This window comes from Streptomyces sp. YIM 121038, assembly GCF_006088715.1.
In the GTDB taxonomy this organism is placed as follows: Bacteria; Actinomycetota; Actinomycetes; order Streptomycetales; family Streptomycetaceae; genus Streptomyces.
The window spans coordinates 5,692,755-5,709,234 of sequence record NZ_CP030771.1 but is presented as its reverse complement, the minus strand read 5'-3'; the positions used below and the strand labels follow the sequence as shown (position 1 = coordinate 5,709,234).

The following is a 16,480-nucleotide window of genomic DNA, read 5'->3' as shown; positions in this document are numbered from 1 at the left end:
CCCACCGCTACCGCGGCGGGTTCCTCCCACCCGCCCACCCGTCACACCCGGCTTCGCCCGGCCGGACCCCGACGCGGAGCGCCACAGCCGACGCCCCACGTCCCCGCCGCTACCGCGGCGGTTCCTCCCACCCGCCCACCCGTCACACCCGGCTTCGCCGGACCGGCCCCGACGCGGGGCGCCGCGGGTGCGTGACCGACCGACAGCGCGCCCGGCGGGCGGGGGCGGCGGGCGGGTCCGCGCCGCGCGGAGGCGCAAGGCCGGGTGCGAGGCGGCCCCTCGCCCGCGCCCCGGTGGGGACGGCGGGGCCACCAGGGCCGATGCGAGGGCCGAGCCCTCACCCGGGCCCGGGCGGGGGCGGCGGGCGGGTCCACGCCGCGCGGGGCACGGGGGCGAGGTGGGGGCAGAGCCTCACCCTGCCCGGGCGGGGGCGGCGGGCGGGTCCGCGCCGCGCGGGGCGGCGCCGAGAGCCCGGGGAAGGGGGCACACCTCCAGGTGCCGACCAGCCACGGACCGGGGCGACACCTGGGCCCCGCCCGGTCGGCAGGCCGAGCCGAGCGCGGCGAAACCCCAGCGACAGCGCAGGCGAAGGCGTGGCAGAACCCCAGCGCAGGCGCGGGCTCAAGCGAAGGCACGGCCGAGCCCCTACGGAGCGGGTCCAGCCCCGGCGGGAGCGAGGCCAAGCCCCTGCGGAGCGGGGGTCAGCCCCTGCGGAGCAGGTCCAGTACCCGGGCGCCCAGTTCCAGCGCCGCCCCCGGCTCCCGTACACACTGCTGCAAATCCACAAAGCACCCTTCCACCCCGGCCCCCCGGACCCCGCGCAGCACCCCCGCGATCTCCTCCGCCGAAGCCCCCGGCTTCGGGTTGTGGCGGATCTCGCGGCGCAGCGCGTCGGGGTCGCGTCCGGCGGCCTCCGCGGCGGCGCGGGCGACGGACCACAGGCCCGCCAGCGCCTCGGGCGGCAGCGTGACGCCGACCCAGCCCGCGGCGCGGCGGCCGACGCGCGTCATCGCGGCGGGGCTGAAGCCGCCCAGGTACACCGGCGGACCGGCCTGCTGGACCGGCCGCAGGCCGACGTAGGAGCGGGGGATCCGCCAGTGCGGCCCCTCGTGCTCGAAGGTCTCCTCGGTCCAGATGCCCTCCAGGACGTCCAGGATCTCGTCGAGGCGCGCCCCGCGCTTGCCGAAGTCCGCGTTCACCGCCGTGTACTCGTCGCGCAGCCAGCCGATGCCGAGCCCCGCGTCGAGGCGGCCCCCGCTGACGCGGTCGAGGGTGGTCAGGGTGCGGGCGAGCAGCAGCGGCGGGTACCAGGGGGCGTTGAGGGTGCTGGTGCCGAGCCGGACCCGGGTGGTCGCCGCGGCGGCGACGGTGAGGACCGTCAGGGGGTCCATGAAGGTCTTGTACTCGGGCGGGTACGGGTTGTCCGGGGTGTGCCCGGGGTACAGATCGCTGGGCGCGACCGGCGTGAGCGAGCGGTCCCCGACCCACAGCGAGTCGAACCCGGCGGCCTCCGCGTCCCGGGCGAACGGCGCGATGGACTCTTCCCGGGCGTGGGTGCCGTACTGCGGCAGGGCGATACCTATGTGCATGGGCCCATCCTGCGTGCGGGGACGGCCCCGGACCGCGTAGCTCCACGTGTGAACCGCGCCACCCGCGCACGGAGAGGACCCCGGAGACAACCCGGCGGGACCCCGGTGAGCACGCGGCGGGAGATCGGCCGTTTAACGGCCGTTGACCGGCTCTGTACCCGCCCCCTTCACAGTCTCTCCATGACCAACCACACCCTGGCCCCCGCACCCGACCTGACCGGCATCCGCCTCGCCCACCGCGCGATCACCGGCGACGTCGAGCGCCTGGCCACGCTGGTCGAGGGCATCGCCACGTCCGGCCGCCCGGTGACCGGCGCGTGGGCCGAGTCCATCGCCACGTACGTGCACCGCTACAACGTCGGCGTCCGGCACCACCACGACAACGAGGACGCCGTCCTGTGGCCGGTGATCGCCGCCGCCGTCGAACAGGCCCTGACGGACGGCTCCTTCGTGGAGGGCCTCTCCCCCGAAGGCGTCGCCGACCTCGCCTCGCTCACCGAGGACCACACCGCCCTCGACCCGCTCCAGGACGCCTGCGACTGGGCGGCCACCCTGTTCGGCGAGGACCCCGCGCGGCACGCCCGCCGTCTCGCCGACGCGCTCGCCGCGCAGCACGCGGCCCTCGTACGGCACGTCGCGGCGGAGGAGCGGGAGCTGTTCCCGGTCATCACGCGGCACGTCGGCGCCGAGGACTACGCCGCCGCCGAGGCCAGGATCCGCGCGGCCACCCCCGTCGAGCACGCGCCGTGGCTGCGGGCCTGGCTGATGTCGTGGGCCACGGCCGACGACCTGCGCGTCCTCACCCCGCCCGGCGGGGTGTCGCCCGTGGCCGACACGGTGTTCCGGGCCTACGCCGAGCACGAGGTGGAGGTCTTCGGCCCGGCCTCCTGACGCCCGGCGGGGGCACCGCGTTCACGACAGCGCGGGCCACGCCCGGCAGCAGGCGTACTCCCGTCGTAATGCCCGTATTCCTTACGGTTGTCGGGTGGCGCTCGACTTGCGGAACCAGGAAGCGCGACGCTCCGTGCGTCGCGACCGCGAACAGCGCGCTCACCGGCTTCTGCTCGCCGTCTGCGCGCTGTTCGCCCTCACCTCGCTCGCCCTCGTCCCGCTCGGTCTGCGGCTCGGCTGGGACGAGCTCGTCTACGCGAGCCGCTTCGGCCCGTTCGCGGGCCCGGGCTCCGGGGTGCCCTTCAGCGCGCCCCGCACCCGGGGCGTGCCGCTGCTCCTCGCGCCCGTCGCCACCTGGAGCGACTCGGCCGTGCTGCTGCGCGCCTGGCTGACGCTCCTGGCGAGCGCCGCGCTCTACCTCGGCTTCCGCCCCTGGGTGCGGGCCGCGCCGGACCGCCCCGAGGCAGCGCCGGTGGCCGCCGGCCTGTACGGCAGCCTGTGGATCGCCCTGTTCTACGCGAACGCCGCGATGCCGAACCACTACACCGCCATGGGCGCCACCGGTGCCGTCGGACTCTTCCTGCACCGCCGCCCCACGGCGCGCGCCTGCGCGGGCGTCGCGGGCGGCCTCGCCCTCGCGACCCTGATGCGGCCCAACGACGGGGCCGCCGTCGCCGGGCCGCTGCTGCTCGCCACGGCCCTGGTGCCGAGGTGGCGCTCGGGCGCCCGCGCGGCCGCGGTCGTCACCGGCTTCGCGGCGGGTTTCCTGCCCTGGGCGATCGAGGCGTACGTTCGCTTCGGTGGCGTACGCGAACGGCTCAGCTCCGCGAGCGAGGTGCAGGGCGGCCTTCGGCTCACCGACTCCGCGCTGCACCTGTTCACGGCCGTCGACGGGCCGCTGCTCTGCCGCCCGTGCGCCGGCGACGGGGTGCGGCCGACCGCCCTGGGGTGGTGGCTGCTGCTCGCCGTCCTGGTGCCGCTCGGTCTGTGGTCGGTGCGCGGGCTCCGGCGCACGGCCGCCGGGGGCCTGCTGGCCGTGGCCGTCGCGGTCTCGGCCGCGCTGCCGTACGTGCTCGTGGTGCCGTACACCGCGCCGAGGTTCCTGCTGCCCACGCACGCGCTGCTCGCCGTGCCCGCCGCCTTCGGGGTGCTCGCGGCGGTCCGTGCGGCGCGGCGCGCGCGGCTGCGGAGGGCGGCGGTGGGCGCCCTCGCGCTGGCCCTCGCGGCCCATCTGACCGCGCAGCTCACCCTGGTCTCCTCCACCTACCGCGTCCAGGAGTCCGCGAGGCGCGACTGGGTGCGGGTCGCCGCCGTCCTGCACGAGCGGGGCGTACGGGCGCCCTGTCTGCTGGGCGGCAACACGTCGGTGATTCCGCTTGCCTATGCCGCGGGCTGCGAGCCCTCGCCCCGCGGCGCCGAACGGCACCCCACCGCCCTGGTCATACGGGACGCACCGGCTCCGGCCTGGGCCCGGTCCTGGACCCGGGCGCCGGTTCCGGATACCTATGCGCCGGGCTGGGTCGTGTACGTACGGCCCTGACGCGGCCGCCCCGCCCTGCCCCTCGCGGATCCCCCCACACGCGTACGAAGAGCGCACGGTATGCGGAACTACGCGTCCGGATCCCGCTCTTGACGTGAACTCAACACGCCTCCACCATCGGGCACTCCAGGCTCATTCGACGTTCAACTCGGGATGTGAGCCCCGGGAATCCACCCGGAATTCACCACACAGAAGCCGGAGCCCCCCACATGAGACTCTCCGCTCCCGGACGCACCGCGACCGCGGCCGCCATCGCCGTCGCCGCGCTCCTGACGACCAGCGCGATATCCACCGCGGCCACCGGGACGACGGCGCCGACGCGTGCCGCCGCCCCCGACATCCCCGTGGCCAACGTCAAGGCGCACCTCTCGCAGCTGCAGTCCATCGCCTCCGCCAACGGCGGCAACCGCGCGCACGGCAGCACGGGCTACAAGGCCTCGATCGACTACATCAAGGGCAAGCTGGACGCCGCCGGATACACCACGACCGTCCAGCAGTTCACGTCCAGCGGCCGGACCGGCTACAACCTGATCGCCGACTGGCCCGGCGGCGACCCCAACCAGGTCATCATGTCGGGCTCGCACCTCGACAGCGTCAGCCGCGGCGCGGGCATCAACGACAACGGCTCGGGCTCGTCGGCCGTCCTGGAGACGGCGCTCGCCGTGTCCCGTGAGCAGTACAAGCCCACCAAGCACCTGCGGTTCGCCTGGTGGGGCGCGGAGGAGCTGGGCCTCGTCGGCTCCTCGTACCACGTGCGGAACCTGCCCGCCGCGGAGCGCACGAAGATCAAGGGCTATCTGAACTTCGACATGATCGGCTCGCCGAACCCCGGCTACTTCGTCTACGACGACGACCCCACCATCGAGCGGACCTTCAAGACCTACTACTCGGGCCTGAACATCGGCACCGAGCCGGAGCGCGAGGGCGACGGCCGCTCCGACCACACCCCGTTCAAGAACGCGGGCGTCCCGGTCGGCGGCATCTTCACCGGCGCGAGCACCGCCAAGACCTCGGCCCAGGCCCAGAAGTGGGGCGGCACCGCGGGCCAGGCCTTCGACCGCTGCTACCACTCGTCGTGCGACACCACGGCGAACATCAACAACACGGCGCTCGACCGCAACAGCGACGCGATCACCTACGCGGTCTGGGGCCTGTCGCAGTAACGGCCGGGGCGGCAGGCGACCACCGGAGCAGCAGACGATCACCCTGGACGGAGATCCTTGCGCGTGCATATAGTGCACGCGCAAGGATCCACCGAGCACCGCCCAGGGAGCGTCATGACCCGGAAATTCCTGTTCGTCCTCGGCAGCGCCCGCCCCGACGGCAACACCGAGATCCTGGCCCGCAAGGCCGCCGAGCAGCTTCCCCCGGACATCGAGCAGCGCTGGCTCAGCCTGGCCGACCACCAGGTCCCCGACCTGGAGGACCTGCGCCACCACCCGTCGTTCGGCCGCGCCCGCCCGCTGCCCGTCGGCAACAACGAGGCACTGCTCCTTGAGGCCACCCTCGACGCCACGGACATCGTCATCGTGTCGCCGCTGTACTGGTACTCGGTCTCGGCCTCCGTCAAGCGCTACCTCGACTACTGGGACGCCTGGCTGGAGGTCCCCGAGCTCGGCTTCCAGGACGCCATGAAGAGCCGCACCCTGTGGGGCGTGACGGCGCTCGCGCACCGCGAACAGGAGGTGGCGGAGCCGCTGATCGGCACGCTGCGCTACTCGGCGGCGTACTTCCCGATGCGCTTCGGCGGCGTCCTGCTCGGCAACGGCACCCGGCCCGGGCAGGTGCTCGACGACACCGAGGCGCTGACCCGCGCCAAGACGTTCTTCGCCCAGGAGCCGCCGCTCGCGCGCTACCCGTACGACACCGAGTGACCGGCTGCCGTCAGCCCGGCGCCCGCCCTCTCGGCGGCCGTCAGCTCGCGATGTCCTTCGCCCCGAACCGCGCCCACGCCGCCGAGCCGAACACGCCCGCGTACAGCGCCTGGAGGCCCAGGTTCCGCACCAGGTCGTCCCAGTAGACCGGGTCGCGCATGAGGTCGGCGAAGGACAGCCAGTAGTGCGGGAACAAGTACGGGTGGACCGCGTGCAGCTGCGGGATCTGGTCGACGATCTGGACGGTGATGAGCAGGCCCACCGTCGTCGCCATCGCGGCGATGCCGCTGCCCGTCAGCGTCGACACGAAGAGCCCGAGCGCCGCCACGCCGATCAGTGAGGCGGCGACGACGAGCGCGATGAGCAGCGCGCGCAGCAGTCCGTCGGCGAAGCCGATGCGCGTCCCGGAGATCGTCGTGACCTCGCCGAGCGGGAACAGCAGGGCTCCGACCGCGAGCGCCGACGCGGCCACGACCAGGGTCGCGACCACGCAGAAGACCAGCGTGGTCGCGTACTTGGCGAGCAGCAGGCGGGTGCGGCCCGCGGGCGCCACCAGGAGATAGCGCAGCGTGCCCGCGCTGGCCTCGCCCGCGATCGCGTCGCCCGCGACGACGCCGACCGCCATCGGCAGGAAGAACGGCAGCGTCGCGGCGAGCGCCGTGAAGACCAGGAACAGGCCGTTGTTGGTGACCTGCGCGATGAACGCGGGGCCCTCGCCGTCCGGGCCGCCCGCGCTCACCGAACCGCCGTCGCTGGTCTCGATCTTCACGGCGATGCCCACGAGGATCGGCACGGCGGCCAGGACGGCGAGCAGCGCGAGGGTGCGCCAGCGCCGGAACGTCACGGACAGCTCGCTGCGGAACAGACCGAGGCTCCACAGGAGGCTCGGCGTGCGGGGCGCGCCGCCGACCGCCTTCTCCGCGGAGCCCTTGCCCGTCACGCCCGTCTCGCCCGTCATGCCGGTCCCTGGGGTCACTTCAGCCCGCGACATCGAATCCCTCTCCCGTCAGCGCCACGAACGCGTCCTCCAGGGAGGCCCGTTCGACGCCGAAGCCGCGGACGCGGACGCCCGCCCCGACCAGTGCGGCGGTCACGTCGGCGAGGTCGGGCACGCGGTCCGGGCCCGGCGGCTCGCCCGTCACGCGGTCCTCCTCGACGACGACGTCCGCGACGCCCTGCTCCTTCAGGACCCGGGCGGCGTCGGCGGTGTCCGGTGTCGTCACGACGAGCCGCCCCCGCGCGCCCGCGGCGAGCTCGGCCACCGGGCCCTGGGTGATCAGACGGCCCTGCGCCATCACCGCGGCGTGCGTGCACACCTGCTCGATCTCGTCGAGCAGGTGGGAGGAGAGGAAGACCGTCGTGCCGTCGGACGCCAGCTCCCGCACCAGGGAGCGAATCTCCCGCATGCCCTGCGGGTCGAGGCCGTTCGTCGGCTCGTCGAGCACGAGCAGCTCGCGCGGCTGGAGCAGCGCCGTGGCCAGGCCCAGGCGCTGCTTCATCCCGAGCGAGTACGCCTTGGCCTTCTTGCCCGCGGCGGCGGTCAGGCCGACCCGGTCGAGCGCGGCCTCGGCGCGGGCGCGGCGGGTGCGGGGGTCGGCCGTCGGGTCGGCGGCGTCGTACCGGCGGAGGTTCTCGCGGCCGGAGAGGAAGCCGTAGAGGGCGGGGCCCTCGATGAGCGCGCCCACGCGCGGGAGCACGGTGCGCTGTGCGCGCGGCATGGGGCGGCCGAGCACCGACGCCCGGCCGGACGTCGGCTCGATCAGGCCCATCAGCATGCGGATGGTCGTGGTCTTGCCCGAGCCGTTGGGCCCGAGGAAACCGAAGACGCTGCCGCGGGGCACGACGAGGCTCAGCCCGTCCACGGCGACGTGTTTGCCGTACCGCTTCGTCAGCGCGGAGGTCTCGATCACACTGTCTCCACGCCCAAGATCACCGCGCACGCCGCCTCCACGTGCACGGCCCTCGCGCGCCCCATCTCCGTGTGCACGGTCACCGCGTGCGCTGCCGCGCGGGTCCCCGTCGGTGCTCGGCACCCGTTCCTCCTGTCGTCCGGCCGGCGGCCGGTGGTCGTGCTGGTCCCGCCGTCGCCGGTAGGGGCCGGGGCCGAGCGCCGTCGCGGCGGACCGGGGGTGCTCCCCCGGTCCGCCGCGACGGACGCCCGTCGGCGCCCCGCGCTAGCGGTTCGCCGCCTCGACCAGCGCGTCCTTCGTGACCGCGCCCACGTACACCTTGCCGTCGTCGGTGATCAGGGCGTTGATCAGCCGGGTCTTGAAGACCGTGCCCGAGCCGAACTTGCCGCTGACCTTGTCCCCGAGGGAGTCCAGGAACCGCTGGGCGTCCGCCGGTACGTCGGCGGAGCCGGACGCGGGCAGGCCCTGGCCGCCGGGCAGTTCCAGCTCGGCGACGGACGTCCAGCCCTCGCCGATCACGTTGACCGCGGGCTCCGCGCCCTTGAAGCCGCCGGACCCGTCCTTGGCGGACCCGCCGTCCTCCTCGGTGACCTTCGTGCCCTTCGCGGGCTTGAAGTCGAAGGTGGACGCGGACGGCGCGGCGAAGTCGACCTTCGTGAAGCCGACGTCGACGACCGCCGCGCCGCCGCTCGCCGGGGTGAGCGTGAACTTCAGCGGCGTGCCCGTCTTCGCGTCGACCGCGATGGTGATCTGGCCGACCGTGGTGCCCGCGTCCTTCGGCTTGAGCACCAGGCGGTACGCGTCGCGGCCCGCGACCTTCGCGCTGCCGTCGACCTTCACCGACGTCGTCTCGTCGGCCGCCTTCAAGGCCTGGCGCGCGAACTCCTCGGGCGTGGCCGGGACGTCCTTCGGCAGATCGCCCTTCTTGCCGGACCTGTCACCGGACTTGCCGGTGTCCTTGGTGTGGTACGCCTCGTTCGTCGCGCTGTCGTACGCCCATACGTCGTCGCCGTTGTGGATCACGCTGTACTCGGCGGCGTCGTCCAGGACGGAGACCTTCTGCTTGTCGGGGCCGTCCGCCGCGACGCGCAGTGTGTGCGAGCCGGACGCCAGCTCCAACAGCTTGGCCGCCGGGTCGGCGGCCGAGCCCTTGTCGTCCTCGCCGCCACCGGCGCCGCCCGGCGCGAAGGCGCCGGCGCCACCGCCGAACGACGGCAGGCCCAGATCCGTGTTGATCTTCACGGTGCCGGACAGCTGCTCGGTGTCCGACGCGGCGATCTTCTCGATGAGTTCCTGTGCGGTCAGCTTGGGCAGGTCCGGGTCGCCGCCGGACGCGAGCGCCGGGACCAGCCCGATGGTCGCCGCCGCCACCCCCGCCACCGCGACCGGGACGAGGTAGCGCGCCGCCTTGCGGCGGCCCGCGCTCAGCTCCTCGGCGTCGGTCGTGCCCTGCTCCGGTTCGTACGGTGCCATTGTGTGCCTTACCTCCGTGGTCGGCGGCGGCTTTCCGTTTCGTACACGCGCTCGTCCACCCCGCGCCGCCATTCTCACCCGAATTGGTCAGGAGTGGTGGTCAGTGTTCGCCTTTCGACTGTCTCCATCCGACCAAATCGGCCAGCGGGAAGCGTCAGACCCCGGGAGCAACTCCGCGTACTGCTACGGGATGACAAAAGGGGGCGGCGCCTCCCCCGTCCCGTAAGGGGAGGCGCCGCCCCTGAGGTGACGACCGGCCCGCCGGGGGTCTGCCGGGTCGGTCGTCCGCACAGTGGCTCGGTGGGCCGCGCGCGCCCGCCGCGGCGGGCGCGCGGGCCTGTTCGGTCAGCGCTGGACGAACACGTAGTCCGCCGCGTACGGCACGGAGGCGATCGCGCCGGGCCTGCACGCGCCCGCGGGCTGGACGCCGCCCACCGTGTTCAGGCGCAGGATCTCGACGGTGTGCGCGAGGAGGCCGGTGTGCCGCCCTGCCTGCTCGGCCCTGAGGTCGAGCTCGGGGATGTTCTTCGCGCCGTTCGGCGTCTTGGAGATCAGCTTGCCGGTGACGGCGCTGCGGTCCGGGGCCCGCCAGCGCGGCGTGCCGGAGTTCGGGGCGACGAAGTCGTGCGCGATGCGGCCGCCGAGCGTCGCGCGCACGTCGCGCTGCGCGAAGGCGTACGTCCCGTCCGGGCGCTTGGCGCACTGGTAGATCTGCTCGCCCTTGACGACCGAGGCCTGGAAGCCGCGGGCGGCACCGGCGGTGACCTGGTGGAGCTGGCCGCGGACGGCCCCGCCGGGGAACTGGGCGGTGTGCAGGTTGGCGTAGAAGGCCGTCGGCTTCGTCTTCAGGTGCTTGAGCAGGGCCGCGTCGCGCACCGTGACCGTGCCGGTGACCCGCCGGTGCTCGGCGCGGGCCAGGAGCCCGGTGAAGTCGACCTTGACGCCGCCGTTCGTTCCCTTCCCGCCCTGGTGGATGTGGAGGGCGGTGGGCCGGGCCGTGCCGCGCCAGGTGGCGGTGACGGTGACCTTGTCGCCCTTGATCCGTACGAACTGGAGGGCGGCGCCGTCCTTGTCGCCGACGGCGGGGCCGCCGGGGACGGGCACCTCGTTGGCGCCGTTCAGGCTCGCCACGAGGAGGGCGGCACGGGTGCCGGTGGCTTCCGCGGTCGCCACCGGCGCGGTCTCCGCCGTCGCGGCCGTCGCCGGGAGCACGGCCGCGGCCAGGGCGCCCGCGGCGGCCACCGCGATCCCGGAGGCGAGCAGTGCCCGACGGCGGTTCTTCGCAGATGTGGTGAGAGCGCCCATGATGTGAAATCTCCCCGTTCCGTAGCCAACGCCCCCTGCGTCGGCTTCCGGGCATGAGTACGGAACGGATCTGAGCCTGGACTCAATCCAGGCTCAGCATTTCTCTGTGACGCGCGCCACACGCTCGTGCGTGTGGCGCCGGGCCCCCGGGATCACCCCGCCCGGTGCACCACCAGGTCGCAGAGCTCGACGAGGGCGGCCTTGGCGTCCCCCTCCGCCAGCGGCGCCAGCGTGGCGCGCGCCTCCTCCGCGTACCGCACGGTGTCCCGTCGCGCCTGCTCAAGGGCGGGATGGGCCCGCAGCAGCGAGAGCGCCTCGGCGTGCCGGGCGTCGTCCGTGAGGTCGGAGTCGAGCAGCTCGCTCAGCGCGATGTCCTCCGCGAGCCCGAGCCGCTCCACCCGCTCGCGCAGCCGAAGGACCGGCAGCGTGGGAATGCCCTCGCGCAGGTCCGTGCCGGGGGTCTTGCCGGACTCGGTGGAGTCGGACGCGATGTCGAGCACGTCGTCGGCGAGCTGGAAGGCGACTCCGAGCCGCTCCCCGTACTGGGTCAGGACGTCCACGACCGTCTCGTCCGCGCCGGACATCATCGCGCCGAAGCGGCCCGCCACGGCGATCAGCGAGCCGGTCTTGCCGCCGATGACGTCCAGATAGTGCTCGACCGGGTCGCGTCCGTCGCGCGGCCCCGCCGTCTCCAGGATCTGCCCGGTGACGAGGCGCTCGAAGGCCTCGGCCTGGATGCGTACGGCCTCGGGGCCGAGGTCGGCCAGGATGTGCGAGGCGCGCGCGAAGAGGAAGTCGCCGGTGAGGACGGCCACGGAGTTGCCCCAGCGCTGGTTGGCGCTGGGCACGCCACGGCGCACATCGGCCTCGTCCATCACGTCGTCGTGGTAGAGCGTCGCGAGGTGCGTGAGCTCCACGACCACGGCGGACGGCACGATGCCGGGCGCGTAGGGGTCGCCGAACTGGGCCGCCAGCATCACCAGGAGTGGCCGAAAACGTTTGCCCCCCGCGCGGACGAGGTGCTGTGCCGCCTCGGTGATGAACGGCACTTCGCTCTTGGTGGCCTCGAGCAGGCCCTCCTCGACAGCCGCCAATCCTGCCTGGACATCGGCTTCGAGAGCCTGGTCCCGCACGCTCAGCCCGAAGGGCCCGACGACGGTCACGAGGGGTTCTCCTGTCTGCTGACGATCACAAGTCGATCACTCGGTCGATCACTCGTCGATGACACGGTTTGTCGATGTGTCGCTGCCATCACTCAAGTCAGCGTATCCGGTCGCCTTTCGATCACAGCGAGCACCTGCCCGACCAGAGGGGACCAGCCTGCCCGATAGACATGAAATGACCGCTTTGCCGCCCGACGGGCGATGCGCCCCACATGCCGAGCACCCTCCGCGGGGCCGTCGCCGCCGCCCGGCGGGACGGCCCGCTGCGGCCCGCGCCGCCGGGCCACGCTGAGTGATCCGGCGGCCACACAGCACCCTGCCGGGCGCCCTCACGTGCGGTGTCCGCCACCCACCGCTTTCCGGCCATCGGCGCTCAGCATCCGCTCCAGGACCACGGCGATCCCGTCCTCCTCGTTGGACAGCGTCAATTCGTCCGCCACCGCCTTCAGTTCGTGGTGGGCGTTGGCCATCGCCACGCCGTGCGCCGCCCAGGCGAACATCGGGATGTCGTTCGGCATGTCCCCGAACGCGATCGTGTCGGCCGCCCGCAGGCCGAGCCGCTCCGCCGCGAGGGCGAGCCCGGTCGCCTTGGTGACCCCGCAGGGCTGGAGCTCCACCGTGCCGGGCCCGGACATCGTCACCGTGGCGAGCGAGCCCACGACGCCCCGGGCGACCTGCGCCAACTCGTCGTCCGCCAGCGTGGGGTGCCGCAGGAGCACCTTGCTGATCGGCTCCTCCCAGAGCACGTCACGGCCGGGCACCCGCATCGCGGGCAGCGTCGGGTGCGGCATCTCGTACCCGGGCTCGATCAGGGTCAGGCCCTCGGCCCCGTCCTGGTCGACCGCCGCGAAGACCTGGCCGACCTCCGCCTCGATCTTGCCGAGCGCCACCTCCGCGAGCTCCCGGTCCAGGGTCACCGACCACACCATGCGGTCGGCCCCGGCGTCGTACAGCTGCGCGCCCTGCCCGCACACGGCGAGCCCGTCGTACCCGAGGTCGTCGAAGAGCGGGCGCACGCGGGGCGCGGGGCGTCCGGTGACGACGAGGTGCCGCGCTCCGCCCTCGCTCGCGGCGGCCAGCGCCCGGCGGGAGCGGTCGGAGACCGTGTCGTCGCCGCGCAGCAGCGTTCCGTCCAGGTCGGTAGCGATGAGGGAATATGCGAGGGGAGCGGCCATGATCCGAAGAATACGGATCTGAGCCCGGCCGGTAAGCCGTGTGACAGGACCTGTGACGCTTTGGGTGCGCCCGGCGCACTCCCGGCATGCACCAGGTCGTGCGGCCAACGTCCCCTGCCCGTACGCGCCGGGGGCGCAGAAGCGCGCCGGGCGTGACCGCCCGCTCCCGGTTCACCGGAACGAGGCGGGCCGTGCGGCGGCCGGGGCGACGGGGGTGCCGGTTCGCCCCGCGTCCCGCCGTCCGTCCCGGGCGCCCCGGGCCGCCGCCGGACGCCCGTGCGCACACCCGCGCGCCCTGCCCTCGAACTCCCCTGTGAACGCGGGGGCTTCGCCGCACCCCGCGAGCGCTCCTCCGGAGCTCGCGCGGGTGACGGAACCTCTCGGCGCCCGGCCACGTCACAGGACGAGACCGGCACGGCCGAGAAGCACCGGCACGGCCCGAGACGCACCGCACGACCCGAAAAGCACTGGCCCGACCCGAGAAGCAAGGAACGACATGTCCCTCCCGCAGCACCGCAAGCTCGCCCTCGCCACGGCGACCGCCCTCGCCCTGCTCACCGCGGGCCTCGCCTGGCAGGCCGCGGCCGCGGACGGCGGCGGGCACCCGGCCTCGCCCGGGGCGGGGGCGAAGTCGGGCACCGTGAGCAGCGAGCGCGTCGAGCACGGTCCTGGCGCGGCCGGGGACTACTGGACGCCGGAGCGCATGCGCGCCGCCGAACCGGCCCCGATGCCGGTGGTTCCTGGCGAGTGATCGGCAGCGCCCCGAAGGGGCGCGGGGAACTGCGCGACCAGCCACGGAGGCCCCGCGGACAACAGCGGCCCAGCACCGCGCCCGAGCCCGGCGCTCAGCCGTACGCAGCCGCCAGGTGCCGGGCCAATCGCGGTGACGCGAACTCCGTGCCGCACACGAACCGCATCACAGGCCCGTACGACGACCCGGCCAGCATGCCCGTGAAGTACAGGCCCGGGACCGAGGAGGCGTAGCCCTCGCCGAGCCTGGGCGTGCCGCGGCTGACCGCCATGCGGGCGCGCAGGCCGTGCCCGAGGAAGCTGAGGGCGGCGAGGTCGACGCGGTAGCCCGTGGCGGCGATGACGTGGTCGGCGGTGAGCTCCCGCGTCCGGCCGCCGAGCGACTCCACGGTGAGGAGGGGGCGGCCGTCGTTGACCTCGGCCCGCACCACGCGCCGTATCTCCCGGGCGTCGACGCGCTCCTGGAACCGCTCGCGCAGCCACCAGGCGCCGAGCGGGCCGAGGACCCGGCGGACGAGGAAGTGCCGGGCGTGCGGCGGGAGATGGCGGTACAGCTCGGCGTGGTAGCTCAGCGCGTACAGCGACCAGGCGCGGCCGAAGGGCGACTCCGGGCGCAGCCTGGGCTGCTGCCACGGGGGCGCGCCGAAGCCGATGGCGCCCCTGCCGCGGGCCACGAGCCGGACCCGGGCACCCGCCTCGGCGGCGAGCACGGCCGTCTCCAGGGCGGACTGGCCCGCGCCGACGACGAGCAGGTCGGTGTCCGCGTACCGCGACAGGTCGTGGTGCTGGGAGCTGTGCGAGAAGGGGCTCGCGGGCGAGGGCCCGTCGGGCACGGCGGTGGCCAGGGCGGGCGGGAGCTGCGCGAGGCCCGTCAGACCGCTGGCGACGACGACCGCGGGGGCCGTGAACTGCTCCCCCGAGTCGAGCTTGAGCTCGAAGCCGCCGCGCTCGCCGCGCTCGACGGACACCACCCGCACCCGCTCCAGTCCGGGCACGAGCCTCTCCTGGAACCACTGTCCGTACCGGACGAACGTGTCGGCCGGGATGATGTCCTCGTCCGTGACCAGGCGCGGGATGCCCGCCGCCGCGCAGTAGTCGGTGAGGGTGTGGCCCGGCTGCGGGGCGTCGATGTTCGACGCCGCCGGGGTCGACTTCAGGAGCATTCCCGCGGGCATGTGGGAACGCCAGCTGACCATGGGGTCGCCGAAGACGCGGACGCGGACGCCACGCGCGCGGAGATGTGCTGCGGTGGACAGGCCGTAGGGGCCTGCCCCGATGACTGCTACTGGTTGCTTCACGAAGTCCCTCCCCAGGACATCGCGTGCACCGTGCCGTCGCACGGCACACTGTCTTACTTCGCGGATCTTCCGCTTGTCCCCCGTACTGCGTCCCCCGTTGCTGCGTGCCCCGGACACCGCGCCCCCGCCGCCGCGTCCCCGGACAACGCGTCCCCTGTCACCGCGTCCCCCCTGCCGCGCCCCTGGTCGGGCGGGCGGTGGTCATCTCGCGGTCGTGCCGCTCCGTGGGCCGGTGGCAGGCCTGCTGCGGCGGCGGCCGGTCCGCCACAGCTGATACAGGTGGATCGCCCCCGGTCGGATGAGGCGCGCCAGCATCGTGAAGAACGGCTTCAGGTCGTCGGCGGCGAGCCAGGCGAGTTCCGTGCCGCTGGCTCGGGCGGGGGCGTGCGGCGTGACGTATCCACTGCGGCGGTAGGCGATGAGGGCGGGCAGGTCGATGTTCTCCACCACATAGCGGTGGCCTGCGCGCTGGTCGCCCTCCGGGACCACGCGGCCCGTCAGGTGCAGATGCATGGCCCGCACGACGTCGATGCCCGTCTCGCTTTCGAAGAGACGGAACTGGGCGCCCATGCGCGGGTTGAAGTCGAGCAGTTTGTACTGACCGTCGCGGCGGTCGTAACGGAGGTCCAGGTCGATGATTCCGGTGAAGCCGATCTCTTTGATGAAACGCGCGGCGAGGTCGGCGAGTTCCGGATTGTCGACGACGTACGCGTGGGCCGTCATGCCCGCGTGCGGCGGCCAGGAGCGGACCTTCACCCCGGTGAACAGCGCGAGGGGCGAGGAGTTGTCGTCGAAATAGGCGTGCACCACCCAGTCCTCGGCGTCCTCGCGCGGCAGGTACTCCTGGAGGATCACCCCGGGCCGCTCGCCCCAGTCCCGGGCCAGCTCGCGCAGGCCCTGGGCGGTGTCGATGCGGGTGGTGCCGTTGACCGCGGGCCGCTCGCGGCGCTGGAACGCCTCGCGGTTCTTCGCGACCACCGGGAAGGCCGCCGTCGCCGCGAACTTCTCGATGTCGTCCTGGCTCTGCGGGCACGCCGACGCGGGCGAGCTGAGGCCGTGCTCCACGCACAGCTCGTGCAGGCCCTCCTTGCTGGCGAGGCGGCGCGGCAGGGCGGCGTCGACGCGCGGGAAGAGGAAGCCCCCGAAGTCCGTGTCGGCCAGCTCCCGCTGGTGCTCGGCGATGAGCACGGCCGCTTCCTCGTCGGTCGGTATGAGCACCGCGGGCCTGCCGATGCGCCGTCCGATCCGCAGCAGCCCGTCGATCAGATATCCCGGGTCCTCCGCCCCGGTGGTCCGCCAGGGAAAGGCGCCGGTGAGATAGCGGGACGCGGCGGCGGGTGTGCGCCGGTCCTCCGTGATCGCGTACATCGGTACGCCGACGCGGCCGAGGCTCCGGATCGCCCCCACGCCGCCGTGGTGCAGTGGATAGTCGCCGAACTTCACGATGAGTCCGGGTACTTCGCGGTCGGGCGTGCATGGCACACCACCGCTGGAATTGGTCACGGGTCCCCC

The 16,480-nt window shown here is 73.8% G+C and carries 14 protein-coding genes; 5 read left to right on the top strand and 9 right to left on the bottom strand.

The genetic code is table 11. The features are described 5' to 3' along the window. Positions 1-701: 701 nt before the first annotated feature. Positions 702-1,589: a TIGR03619 family F420-dependent LLM class oxidoreductase gene (locus tag C9F11_RS24395; protein ID WP_138961269.1), complete on the bottom strand. Its 888-nt coding sequence runs from the start codon at positions 1,587-1,589 to the stop codon at positions 702-704. A 180-nt stretch (positions 1,590-1,769) separates the two neighbouring features. Here C9F11_RS24395 and C9F11_RS24390 point away from each other — a divergent pair, with 180 nt between their 5' ends. The 4 genes from C9F11_RS24390 (at position 1,770) to C9F11_RS24375 (ending at position 5,894) form a co-directional block, all read left to right on the top strand. Further along, a complete protein-coding gene (locus tag C9F11_RS24390; protein ID WP_138961268.1) occupies positions 1,770-2,480 on the top strand; it encodes a hemerythrin domain-containing protein in 711 nt (236 codons plus the stop codon). A 94-nt stretch (positions 2,481-2,574) separates the two neighbouring features. Further along, positions 2,575-4,020 (top strand): hypothetical protein, encoded by a 1,446-nt coding sequence (locus tag C9F11_RS24385; protein ID WP_249401870.1) that lies wholly within the window; start codon positions 2,575-2,577, stop codon positions 4,018-4,020. Positions 4,021-4,229: 209 nt separating this feature from the next. Then, complete coding sequence (locus C9F11_RS24380; protein WP_138961267.1) at positions 4,230-5,183, top strand: M28 family metallopeptidase; 954 nt, start codon at positions 4,230-4,232, stop codon at positions 5,181-5,183. Positions 5,184-5,297: 114 nt separating this feature from the next. Then, entirely contained in the window at positions 5,298-5,894 is a 597-nt protein-coding gene (locus C9F11_RS24375) for an NAD(P)H-dependent oxidoreductase (protein ID WP_138961266.1), read from the top strand. A 40-nt stretch (positions 5,895-5,934) separates the two neighbouring features. Here the strand turns inward: C9F11_RS24375 and C9F11_RS24370 are convergent, their stop codons facing one another. The 6 genes from C9F11_RS24370 to C9F11_RS24345 form a co-directional block, all read right to left on the bottom strand. Beyond that, positions 5,935-6,852 carry an ABC transporter permease gene (locus C9F11_RS24370; protein WP_138961265.1) on the bottom strand — a complete coding sequence of 306 codons (918 nt, stop codon included), beginning with the start codon at positions 6,850-6,852 and terminating at the stop codon, positions 5,935-5,937. A gap of 19 nt (positions 6,853-6,871) precedes the next feature. Then, entirely contained in the window at positions 6,872-7,834 is a 963-nt protein-coding gene (locus C9F11_RS24365) for an ABC transporter ATP-binding protein (protein WP_138961264.1), read from the bottom strand. 234 nt (positions 7,835-8,068) lie between these two features. Next, positions 8,069-9,277, bottom strand: a complete 1,209-nt coding sequence (locus tag C9F11_RS24360) for a sigma-E factor regulatory protein RseB domain-containing protein (RefSeq protein ID WP_138961263.1) — start codon at positions 9,275-9,277, stop codon at positions 8,069-8,071. A gap of 345 nt (positions 9,278-9,622) precedes the next feature. Further along, positions 9,623-10,582: a CHRD domain-containing protein gene (locus tag C9F11_RS24355; RefSeq protein ID WP_138961262.1), complete on the bottom strand. Its 960-nt coding sequence runs from the start codon at positions 10,580-10,582 to the stop codon at positions 9,623-9,625. A gap of 152 nt (positions 10,583-10,734) precedes the next feature. Continuing rightward, positions 10,735-11,745 (bottom strand): polyprenyl synthetase family protein, encoded by a 1,011-nt coding sequence (locus C9F11_RS24350; RefSeq protein WP_138961261.1) that lies wholly within the window; start codon positions 11,743-11,745, stop codon positions 10,735-10,737. 329 nt (positions 11,746-12,074) lie between these two features. After that, positions 12,075-12,920 (bottom strand): HAD family hydrolase, encoded by an 846-nt coding sequence (locus tag C9F11_RS24345; RefSeq protein ID WP_138961260.1) that lies wholly within the window; start codon positions 12,918-12,920, stop codon positions 12,075-12,077. A 496-nt stretch (positions 12,921-13,416) separates the two neighbouring features. On the opposite strand from C9F11_RS24345, the gene C9F11_RS24340 reads away from it, so the two are divergent. Beyond that, positions 13,417-13,671: a hypothetical protein gene (locus C9F11_RS24340; protein WP_138961259.1), complete on the top strand. Its 255-nt coding sequence runs from the start codon at positions 13,417-13,419 to the stop codon at positions 13,669-13,671. A gap of 94 nt (positions 13,672-13,765) precedes the next feature. On the opposite strand, the gene C9F11_RS24335 is transcribed toward C9F11_RS24340, so the two are convergent. Further along, a complete protein-coding gene (locus C9F11_RS24335) occupies positions 13,766-14,968 on the bottom strand; it encodes an FAD-dependent oxidoreductase (RefSeq protein WP_138961258.1) in 1,203 nt (400 codons plus the stop codon). A gap of 201 nt (positions 14,969-15,169) precedes the next feature. Then, positions 15,170-16,450 carry an ATP-grasp domain-containing protein gene (locus C9F11_RS24330; RefSeq protein ID WP_138966943.1) on the bottom strand — a complete coding sequence of 427 codons (1,281 nt, stop codon included), beginning with the start codon at positions 16,448-16,450 and terminating at the stop codon, positions 15,170-15,172. Positions 16,451-16,480 lie beyond the last annotated feature (30 nt).